The following is an 11,181-nucleotide window of genomic DNA, read 5'->3' on the forward strand; positions in this document are numbered from 1 at the left end:
CGCCGCCAGCGAAAACTTCACCTATTCTCGAGATACGGTCCACCTCGCTTCAGAGGAGGACAACTGTGGAGGGGCAGCAATGAGCAAGTCGACGAACAACGACAGCGGGCGTATCGAGAAGGTCCTCGTTTCCGTTCTCGACAACGGAAGCCGCCTGCAAGCGCCCGCAGTGGCCAAATACGTCAACCATGTCCGTAAGGCCCACCCCGACGAGTCACCTGCTCAGATCGTCGAGCGGATGGAGAAGATGTTCATTCTCGCCGTGACCGGAAGCGGCAGTGCCGTCGGCGCCACCGCCGCCGTGCCGGGCGTCGGAACGGTCGCGTCCATCGCTGCCGTCGGTGCGGAATCGGCTTTCTTCCTCGAGGCGTCAGCGCTGCTGACGTTGGCAATTGCATCAGTGCATGGAATCTCCGTACAGGATCACCAGCAACGACGTGCCCTGGTCCTGGCAGTCGCCCTCGGCGAATCCGGTATGGAGATCGTGCAGAAGGCCACCGGAATCACAGCCAAGAATTGGGGAACGGCAATCACGAGCAAGATTCCCGGACCCACGATGAGGGGAATGAACAGCACCCTCGTGCGGAAATTCGTGACCAAGTACGCCGCGAAGCGCAGCGCACTGATCCTCGGCAAGCTCGTTCCGGCCGGAATCGGTGCGGTCATCGGCGGTGCGGGCAACCGTGCAATCGGCAAGGGCGTCGTCAAGAATGCGCGCGAAGCCTTCGGACCGGCACCGGCCAGGTGGACCGACCACCTGATCGTGATGCCTGCCGACGATGCCGCAGTGCTTCCCCAGACGGAGACACGCCGGGCCATCCGCAGATAGCTGTCCGGGCCGTAGGCTCGCATCACGTATTCGCCGCCGACCCGGGAGCAGCATTGACGAACACCGCAATGGGATCCTTCTCTGCCCCCATCGAGATTCGTGGGTTGACGAAGACGTTCAAGGCGGCGCGCGCGGTCAACGACCTGAGCTTCGACGTTCAGGCGGGCTCGATCACCGGGTTTCTCGGTCCGAACGGTTCGGGCAAGACGACCACGTTGCGGATGCTCCTCGGACTGGTGTCACCGACGTCGGGATCGGCCACGATCAACGGCACCCCGATGCGTTTGCTGCCCAACCCGGCTCGGACCGTCGGCGCAGTACTCGACGTCGGCAGTCTCCATCCGAAACGAACGGCCCTCGGACACCTCGAGATCTACGCGGCCGCTATCGGCATGCCGACTCAGCGCGCGGCGCAGGTGCTGGACATGGTCGGTCTGAGATCGGTCGGAGCCCACAAGACCGGCACCTTCTCGCTCGGAATGCGCCAACGCCTGATCCTTGCCACCGCGATGCTCGGTGATCCCGAGATCCTCGTGCTCGACGAACCCGCGAACGGACTCGACCCCGAGGGCATGGCGTGGCTTCGTCAGTTCCTGCAGACCTTCGCCGGTTCCGGCCGAACGGTTCTGATCTCGAGTCACGCGCTTCGTGAAGTGGAAGCGACCGTCGACAGCGTGGTCATCGTCAGCGCCGGCTCACTCGTCTACCAAGGGACCATGGACGAACTTCGCCGCTCGCAGCGCAGTCGACTGCTCGTCTCGTGTTCCAACCCAGCGCTCCTCGCCACGGCATTGGCCGCTCGCGGAATCATCGACGCCCAGATCACGCAGGACGGACGGCTCGCCGTGGGCGGCACCGACACGTCGGTGCTCCCACCGGTGGCATCCGCCGCCGGTGTCACGATCTTCGGCGTCGCAACCGAAGGCGCAGATCTCGAGCAACTGTTCCTCGCGATGACAACACCGCAGTACGCGGTTCCCCAGGTCGGATACCACCGCCCACCCGGTCCCGGTTCCGGACCGGGCTATTACGGCCCTGCCGCATACGGACCTACCGGAGGACACCGATGACCACGCTCGTGCGCGCGGAGACACTCAAAGTTCTCACCCTGCGCTACTGGTGGGCACTGGCCATCGCACCGGTCGTCGTGGCCGTGCTGATTGCTGCCTCCACCAGGACGTTCGTCGAAGCCGTGGCCGATTCGGCAGACACCACCTTCGACGTCGATGTCGTGTCCACCGGCGTCAGCCTCGGTGTCTCCAACACGCTTGTCCTGGTGTTCGCGGCTGTCTTCGGAGCACTCACCGCCGGATCCGAATTCGGCTACAAAACTCTCACCACGACGTTCCTCACAGCTCGCGGCCGTGACGGAGTTCTCGGCGCAAAACTTGCCGTCGTCGCGGTATTCGCCGTCGGCTACGCGTTGGCGGTCGAAGTAGTCAGCATCGGCGCGATGTTGCTCTTCGGCCGGGACTTCAGCTTCACCACCGATCTCTTCGCCATCTGCGCCGCAGGCATTCTGGCGTGCGCTCTGTGGGCACTGCTCGGCGCCGGGGTGGCACTGCTCACCGGTTCGTCGATGGCCGGTGCCCTCTCGGTCATCCTGTGGTTCGTCTTCGGTGAATGGATCGTCCGCGCAGTGCTGCTCGCGATGGATCTCGGCGGGGTCGGGGCCGCGCTTCCGGTGTCGGCCACGATCGGCACGATCATCAATGCGGCCCCGTCGATCGACGTCGACGCGTTTGCGTCCTGGCCGAGCGGCCCGATGATGCTGGCAGCTTGGGTGGTTCTGTTCTGCGGGCTCGGTTGGCTGCGGACCAGGACCCGCGACATCACCTGAAAAGGCTGTCTGGGGCCGGGTCTACCGTGGATCTCGATGAACACGATCAACACGGACAGTCCGGTAGCTGGAGAGGTCGATCGAGCTCCGGGCTGGATCCGCCGCTTGGCGCACGCATGCTGGTTGCACCGAAGAGTTGCCATCGGCGCGCTTCTGGTGACCGTCATCGCTTCGGCGATCGACATCTCGTTTCCTCTTCTGACCCGCTATGCGCTCGACGCCGCAAGCCAGGAGAACCCAGGCAAGGTGATCGGGTTCGTCGCGCTGGCGATCGCGCTGCTCGCGGTCGTGCGCTTCGCGTGCCAGTACGGCCGACGGATGCTTGCCGGCCGACTCTCGCTCGATGTTCAACACGACTTGCGGCTCGCCCTGCTCGGCTCGCTGCAACGCCTCGACGGACGCGGGCAGGATCAGATCCGCACAGGCCAGGTGGTATCCCGGTCCATCACCGATCTACAACTCGTCCAGGGTTTGCTCGCGATGGTGCCCATGTCCGCGGGTGCGCTCCTGCAATTCGTGCTCGCGATCGGCATCATGGCGTGGCTCTCGCCGCTGTTGACTCTCGTCGCTGTCGCCGTCATCCCCGCAGTCGGGCTGGTGGTGTTCCTGATGCGACCGATGCTCTTCGCCGCAACATGGTCCGCGCAGCAGCGGGCCGCCGACCTCGCCCAACATGTCGAGGAAACCGTCACGGGCGTGCGCGTCGTCAAGGGATTCGGGCAGGAACAACGAGCCGTCGACCAACTCGAAAAGCACAGCCGCACGCTGTATTCGGAGCGTCTTCGCGCCGCGTGGTTGAACGCGAAATTCGCGCCGACCATGGCCGCCTTGCCCCAGCTCGGGCAGGTGGGAGTGATCGCTCTCGGCGGGTATCTCGCACTGCACGACAAGATCACCGTGGGAACGTTTCTCGCGTTCGCCACCTACATCGTGACGATGACCGGAGTCACCCGAACTCTGTCGTCGGTCATCGTCATGGCGCAGCTTGCGCGCGCCGCTGTCGAGCGTGTCTACGACGTCATCAACGCTCAGCCGGACATCGCCGATCCTGACCATCCGGTGGACCTGCCCGACGGTCCGCTCGGCGTCACTTTCGAAGACGTCGCATTCGGGTTCGACACCGAACGCGACGTCCTGACCGGGCTGAACCTCCGCATAGAACCGGGCGAGACCGTCGCCGTCGTGGGGCCGGCCGCGTCGGGCAAGACCGCGTTGTCCTTGCTTCTCCCCCGGTTCTACGCCCCGACTTCGGGTGTAGTGACCGTCGATACCGCGGGCGAGACGTTCCCCATCGGCGAACTGCGCACAGAACAGCTTCGTGCCGCCGTCAGCCTGGTCTTCGACGAACCTTTCCTGTTCTCGGACACCATCGCCGCCAACATCGCACTGGGGCGCGAGGACGCCTCCGACGAGGACATCCGCGCCGCAGCTGCATTGGCACAGGCAGACACCTTCATCGAGGCACTCCCGGACGGATACGACACCGTTGTCGGTGAACGAGGTCTGACGCTGTCGGGCGGCCAGCGTCAGCGCATCGCGCTTGCCCGAGCTCTCCTCGTCGACCCGCGGATTTTGGTCCTCGACGACGCCACCTCCGCGGTCGATGCGGCAACCGAGGCTGCGATCTTCGACGCGTTCCGGGCCAGACGACGGCAAACCACGCTGATCCTCGCGCACCGGCGATCCACCTTGACGCTGGCAGATCGCGTCGCGGTTCTCGACGGCGGACGGATCATCGACTCCGGAACCGTGGACGAACTGGAAGCGCGATGTCCGCTCTTTCGCGCACTGTTCTCCTCGCCGCCGGAACTACCGGCCGAACTCGACGACGTCGACTCCGATGCTTTCGGACGTGACCGCAGCGAGCCGACAACCGAGCAGTTGTGGCCGCAGGCACCGGAATCCGAAGCCGACAGCACAGCCGCTACCACGCAGGGTGCGGGCGGACCGATGGCCGGAGCGCTCAGCGGAATCGCGGTGACTCCGTCTCTGCGGGCAGCAGTCGACGCTCTCCCACCCGCACGCGAAGACCCCGGAATCGCTCCTGAGAGCCTGCGCGAATCGAATCCACAGTTCTCACTACGACAGATTTTGAGGCCGGTCCGCTGGGTTCTACTGGCGGTTGTCGTGTGCCTTGCCCTGGACTCCGCCGCGGCGATCGCATTTCCCTCCCTCGTCAGATATGCGATCGACCACGGAGTCGTGACCGCAGACAGCACCACACTCTGGATCGCGACGGCGTTCGGCGCGCTCCTGGTCGCCGCAGACTGGGTCATCGTGGCGGTCATGACGGTGCTCACGGCCCGAGCCGGTGAACGCGTGCTGTTCGGGCTCCGCGTCCGCAGCTATGCACACTTGCAGCGCCTGGGTCTGGACTACTACGAACGGGAATTGTCCGGCCGCATCATGACGCGTATGACCACCGACGTCGACGCGCTCTCGTCGTTCATCCAAACCGGTATGTCGACGGCGATCGTGAGCGTCCTGACCGTCGGCGGAATTTCGATCGCCCTCCTGGCGACCGACGTGACGCTCGGCCTGGTGGCGCTGGCCGTCATCCCACCGCTCGTGGTCGCGACCGTGGTCTTCCGCAAGATCTCCTCGGTTGCCTACAGCCAGTCCCGCGAACGGATCTCGCTCGTCAATGCCGACTTCCAGGAGAACATCGCCGGTCTGCGAGCAGCTCAGGCCTACCGCCGCGAAGAAGGTGCTGCGCGTAGGTTCGCAGAACGCTCCGAGAGCTACCGCCGATCGCGGATGCGGTCGCAGCGAGCCATTTCGATCTACTTCCCTTTCATTTCGTTCCTGTCCGACCTCGCGTTGGCCGCGGTCGTGTTCGTCGGTGCGCACCAGATCGCCAACGGATCGACTTCGCCCGGCGTACTGATCGCTTTCGTGCTCTACCTCGGTCTGCTGTTCGGACCGATTCAGCAACTCTCACAAGTGTTCGATGGTTACCAACAGGCAAACGTCGGATTGCAACGAATCGGCGACCTGCTGCGCACTCGCAGTTCGATCGAGACTGCCGACAGCGAGGATTTGATCGCGATCTCCGGACGACTCGACGGCGCCGTCCATCTCGACGGGGTCGGGTTCCGGTACTCGGGTGCGGACGTCGACGCCCTCTCCGATTTCGATCTGCAAATCCCGCCGGGCACGACCGTCGCTCTGGTCGGCCGAACCGGTGCCGGGAAGTCGACGGTCGTGAAGTTGCTCGCCCGCTTCTACGACCCGACGTCCGGATCGGTCGACGTGGACGGAACCGACATCCGGAACTTCCACCTCTCGCAGTACCGACGTCGCCTCGGCGTGGTCCCACAAGAAGCCCATCTGTTCACCGGCACGGTCGCCGACAACATCGCGTACGGCAGGCCGTCGGCGTCGCACGCGGAGATCGAGGAAGCGGCACGTTCCGTCGGCGCACTGAATTCGATAGCCGACATGCGTGGAGGCATGAATCATCCCGTCGGCGAGCGCGGCCAGGGGCTCTCGGCGGGCCAACGCCAACTGATCGCATTGGCCCGTGCCGAACTCGTCGACCCGGACCTTCTGCTCCTCGACGAGGCGACCGCGACGCTCGATCCCGCGACCGAACGAATGGTGCTCGAAGCAAGTCGGTCGGTCACCCGGAAACGGACTTCCGTCGTCGTAGCTCACCGCCTCGCGACAGCTGCCCGAGCGGACCTCGTTGTCGTAGTTGACCGGGGACGTATCGTTGAATACGGCCCGCACGATGTTCTGCGGTATGCCGGTGGTCACTACTCGGGACTCTGGGATGCATCGCAGGCGCGTGAGGGGAATAATCTGACGTCGAGAACTGTCATCGAAGGCAACCCCGTCGCGTGACAGTCGGCACGGATTTGTACCGCCGAGAGGTAGTGCGCGATCGCAAGATCACGGACTTCCGTGAGACAGCTCACAAATTGTGTGCCGCACAATTGCTCGTCACACGCTCGGGCTAATCTCATGTATATAGGCGCTCTGATCGGGTACCGAAATAGAAACGAGGCGAACACCTGCCGTGAGCAGCAGTTCTACATCCCAATTCGGACAGAACCAGTGGCTGGTTGACGAGATGTACCAACGCTTCCAGGACGATCCGTCGTCCGTGGATCCCAGTTGGCACGAATTCTTGACCGATTACTCGCCGGACTCGGCGAACACGGGAGGTGGAAACGGGACTGCCTCGAACGGCAACGCGGCTGCACCCGCCGCTGTTGTAGCTCCGCCTGCTGCTCCCAAGGCCACGCCTCCCGCCCCCAAGACCGCACCGGCTGCCAAGGCTGCCGCTCCGGCCCCCGCGAAGACGGCAGCGCCCGCCGCCAAGGCCGCCCCGGCCCAGCCCGCAGCAGCCAAGCCCGCGGCCGCTACTGCCAAGCCCGCCCCTGCCGGCGGAGCCGAGGAAACCAAGGTTCTCCGCGGCGCCGCAGCCGCAGTCGTCAAGAACATGTCGCTCTCGCTCGAGATCCCGACTGCAACCAGCGTGCGTGCCATCCCCGCGAAGCTGATGTTCGACAACCGCATCGTCATCAACAACCACCTCGCGCGTACCCGCGGCGGCAAGATCTCGTTCACCCACCTCTTGGGTTACGCGATCGTCCAGGCAGTCAACGCGTTCCCCAACATGAACCGGCACTTCGCCGAAATCGACGGCAAGCCGAACGCGGTCACGCCCGAGCACACCAATCTCGGACTCGCGATCGACCTTCCCGGAAAGGACGGCAACCGCTCACTGGTAGTTGCCGCCATCCGGAACACCGAGTCGATGAACTTCGTCCAGTTCCACGCGGCATACGAGGACATCGTCCGACGCGCCCGTGAAGGCAAGCTCACCGGCGAAGACTTCACCGGCGTCACCATTTCGCTGACCAACCCGGGCGGTATCGGCACGGTTCACTCCGTTCCTCGCCTGATGAAGGGCCAGGGCGCCATCATCGGTGCCGGCGCGATGGAATACCCCGCCGAGTTCCAGGGCGCCAGCGACGAGAAGCTGGCCGAGATGGGCGTCGGCAAGTTGATGACTCTCACCTCGACCTACGATCACCGCATCATCCAGGGTGCCGAGTCGGGCGATTTCCTGCGCACGATCCACAACCTGCTGATCAGCGACGAGTTCTACGACGAGATCTTCCACGCGCTCGGCAACCCGTACGAGCCGGTGCGGTGGCGCAAGGACGTGCCGGAAGGCGCTGTCGACAAGAACACCCGCGTTCTCGAACTGATCGCTGCATACCGTGACCGCGGCCACCTCATGGCCGACACGGACCCGTTGCAGTTCGTCAAGGACAAGTTCCACAGCCACCCCGACCTCGACGTCATCAGCCACGGCCTGACGCTGTGGGATCTGGACCGTGAGTTCAAGGTCGGCGGCTTCCACGGTCAAGAGAAGATGAAGCTGCGCGACGTGTTGAGCGTGCTGCGCGACGCGTACTGCCGCCACGTCGGCGTCGAGTACACGCACATCCTCGAGACGGATCAGCGTCAGTGGATCCAGGACCGCGTCGAGGGCCATCACGCCAAGCCTTCGGTCGCTCAGCAGAAGTACATCCTGAGCAAGCTCAACGCCGCCGAGGCCTTCGAGACGTTCCTGCAGACCAAGTACGTCGGCCAGAAGCGCTTCTCGCTCGAAGGCGCAGAAGCAGTCATCCCGATGATGGACGCCGTGATCGACCAGGCCGCCGAGCACCAGCTCGACGAGGTCGTCATCGGCATGCCGCACCGTGGCCGACTCAACGTCCTTGCCAACATCGTCGGCAAGCCGTACTCCAAGATCTTCACGGAGTTCGAGGGCAACATGAACCCGGCAGCCGCTCACGGCTCCGGCGACGTGAAGTACCACTTGGGTGCCAGCGGAACGTACATCCAGATGTTCGGCGACAACGACATCGCTGTCTCCTTGACCGCAAACCCGTCGCACCTCGAGGCCGTCGACCCGGTTCTCGAAGGCCTGGTCCGCGCCAAGCAGGACATCCTCGACAAGGGCGAAGAAGGCTTCACCGTCCTGCCGCTCATGCTGCACGGTGACGCTGCATTCGCCGGTCAGGGTGTTGTCGCCGAGACGCTCAACCTCTCGCTGCTTCGCGGTTACCGCACCGGTGGCACCGTGCACATCGTCGTGAACAACCAGGTCGGCTTCACCACCGCTCCGGAACATTCACGCTCGTCCGAGTACTGCACCGACGTCGCGAAGATGATCGCCGCACCGGTCTTCCACGTCAACGGCGACGACCCCGAGGCTTGCGTCTGGGTTGCTCAGCTGGCCGTCGACTTCCGTGAGAAGTTCGGCAAGGACGTTGTCATCGACCTCATCTGCTACCGCCGTCGCGGTCACAACGAGGGCGACGACCCGTCGATGACCCAGCCGGCCATGTACGACGTCATCGACACCAAGCGCAGCGTTCGTAAGAGCTACACCGAGTCCCTCATCGGCCGCGGTGACATCTCGCTCAAGGAAGCCGAAGACGCACTTCGCGACTACCAGGGCCAGCTCGAACGGGTCTTCAACGAGGTCCGTGAACTCGAGAAGTTCCAGCCCGAACCGTCCGAGTCCGTCGAACTCGACCAGACTCCCCCGGCTCGCCTGACCACGGCTGTCGCTCCCGAGGTCCTCGAGCGCATCGGTGATGCGTTCGTCAACGTCCCCGACGGCTTCACCGTTCACCCGCGCGTCAAGCCGGTTGCCGAGAAGCGCCGCGAGATGGCCCGTGAGGGACATGTCGACTGGGCGTTCGCAGAATTGCTTGCGTTCGGCTCGTTGGCCGAGCAGGGTGCCTTGATCCGCCTCGCGGGTCAGGACTCCAAGCGAGGAACGTTCACGCAGCGTCACTCGGTCCTCATCGACCGCAAGACCGGCAACGAGTACAGCCCGATCGCCAAGATCGCTGCCGACGCCGAAAACGGCGGCAAGTTCATGGTCTACGACTCCGCACTCACCGAGTACGCAGGTCTGGGCTTCGAGTACGGCTACTCGGTCGGTAACCCCGACGCTCTGGTCCTGTGGGAAGCGCAGTTCGGTGACTTCGTCAACGGCGCGCAGACCATCATCGACGAGTTCATCTCTTCGGGTGAGGCCAAGTGGGGTCAGCTCTCCGACGTCGTGCTGCTCCTGCCGCACGGTCACGAGGGTCAGGGTCCGGACCACACCTCCGGTCGCATCGAGCGTTTCCTTCAGCTGTGTGCAGAAGGCTCGATGACCGTTGCGGTTCCGTCGACTCCGGCCAGCTACTTCCACCTGCTGCGTCGCCATCACCTCGACGGCATCCGCCGTCCGCTGGTGGTTTTCACGCCCAAGTCGATGCTGCGTAACAAGGCTGCCGTCAGCAACGTCGAGGACTTCACGACGGGCAAGTTCCGTTCGGTCTTCGAGGAGCCGGCATACGAGAGCGGCGAAAGCGCACGCGAATCGGTCAAGCGGGTTCTGCTGGTCAGCGGCAAGCTGTACTGGGAACTCCTGGCGAAGAAGCACAAGGACGAGCGAGACGACATCGCCATCGTGCGCATGGAGCAGCTCTACCCCGTGCCGAAGCGTCGCCTCAAGGAGACCCTGGACCGTTACCCGAATGCGGATCAGTTCCGTTGGGTCCAGGAAGAGCCCGCAAACCAGGGTGCGTGGCCGTTCCTCGGGCTGGCTCTGCCGGACCTTCTGCCGGAGACCTTGACCGGTATCAAGCGCATCTCGCGTCGTCCGATGTCCGCTCCCTCTTCGGGATCGAGCAAGGTCCACGCGGTGGAGCAGCAGGAGATCTTGGACGAGGCGTTCCTGCCGACCAACTGATCTCAGTAATTTGACAAGGGCCGGGCCCCACATTCCGCAAGGAGTGTGGGGCCCGGCCTTTCTGCGTTCACGTCAATTCGCTTGCAGCAGACCCAGATCCGGCCCGGCATCGAAGCCGACGGCGGCCAGTGCCAACGCAGGTAACGACTGAACCGTCAGGTCGATCAGTTCCTCGCGGGTGATGGCGGGCGCTCGGAGCCAACTGATGGTGGCTTCCTCGACAAACGCGATCCAACCGCGAACGGCCAACTCCACCTGAGGTGTTCGAGTCAGGCCGATCTTCGGGAGCTGATCGAGGGTTCTCTTGGCCATGATGTCGCGAGTCTGCTCGAACACCTCACGCATCTGCGGATCCCCGCTGGCGGTCCCCCGGAGCAGCGAGACGTAGGTATTGCGGTTCTCGGTCACGTAGTCGACGTACGACGCCAGCACCGAGCGGAGGGTGAGCATCGGATCGTCCGACTCGCTCGGTTCGGTGCGCTGGAGCATCTGTTCACTGCTGTGTCGGACGATCGCCAGATGGAACTCGTTTTTCGACGCGAAGTAGTGGAACAGAAGCCCCCGCGAGACACCAGCCTGATCGGCGATGTCCTCGACGGAAATCTGTTCGAGCGGCCGTTCGGCCAGCATCCGCGCCCCGAGGTCGATGAGTTGCGCTCGGCGTTGCGCAGGGTCGAGCCGCGTTCGCTTTACTGCGTCCATGCCCAATAGACTACTGAATATTCGTCAATAAGCTAT

6 protein-coding genes are annotated in these 11,181 nt (G+C 64.0%); 5 read left to right on the plus strand and 1 reads right to left on the minus strand.

Annotation, left to right across the window (positions count from 1 at the left end; genetic code table 11):
* Positions 1-79: 79 nt before the first annotated feature.
* From ATN38_RS02945 to ATN38_RS02965, 5 genes are all read left to right on the plus strand, one after another.
* A complete protein-coding gene (locus ATN38_RS02945) occupies positions 80-829 on the plus strand; it encodes a hypothetical protein (RefSeq protein WP_003945111.1) in 750 nt (249 codons plus the stop codon).
* A 68-nt stretch (positions 830-897) separates the two neighbouring features.
* On the plus strand, positions 898-1,899 hold the full coding sequence (locus tag ATN38_RS02950; protein WP_083059895.1) for an ABC transporter ATP-binding protein: 1,002 nt from the start codon (positions 898-900) through the stop codon (positions 1,897-1,899).
* Positions 1,896-2,669, plus strand: a complete 774-nt coding sequence (locus ATN38_RS02955) for an ABC transporter permease (protein WP_007736136.1) — start codon at positions 1,896-1,898, stop codon at positions 2,667-2,669. The genes ATN38_RS02950 and ATN38_RS02955 overlap by 4 nt, the downstream gene beginning before the upstream one ends.
* Before the next feature lie 36 nt (positions 2,670-2,705).
* The gene (locus ATN38_RS02960) at positions 2,706-6,515 is read left to right on the plus strand and encodes an ABC transporter ATP-binding protein (protein ID WP_218747569.1); all 3,810 of its coding nucleotides are present in this window, start codon (positions 2,706-2,708) and stop codon (positions 6,513-6,515) included.
* 175 nt (positions 6,516-6,690) lie between these two features.
* On the plus strand, positions 6,691-10,443 hold the full coding sequence (locus ATN38_RS02965; RefSeq protein WP_218747570.1) for a multifunctional oxoglutarate decarboxylase/oxoglutarate dehydrogenase thiamine pyrophosphate-binding subunit/dihydrolipoyllysine-residue succinyltransferase subunit: 3,753 nt from the start codon (positions 6,691-6,693) through the stop codon (positions 10,441-10,443).
* A 72-nt stretch (positions 10,444-10,515) separates the two neighbouring features.
* Here ATN38_RS02965 and ATN38_RS02970 read toward each other — a convergent pair whose 3' ends face one another.
* On the minus strand, positions 10,516-11,145 hold the full coding sequence (locus ATN38_RS02970; protein ID WP_218747572.1) for a TetR/AcrR family transcriptional regulator: 630 nt from the start codon (positions 11,143-11,145) through the stop codon (positions 10,516-10,518).
* Positions 11,146-11,181: the final 36 nt, after the last annotated feature.

The organism is Rhodococcus sp. FH8 (genome assembly GCF_019266085.1).
GTDB lineage: Bacteria > Actinomycetota > Actinomycetes > Mycobacteriales > Mycobacteriaceae > Rhodococcus_F > Rhodococcus_F qingshengii.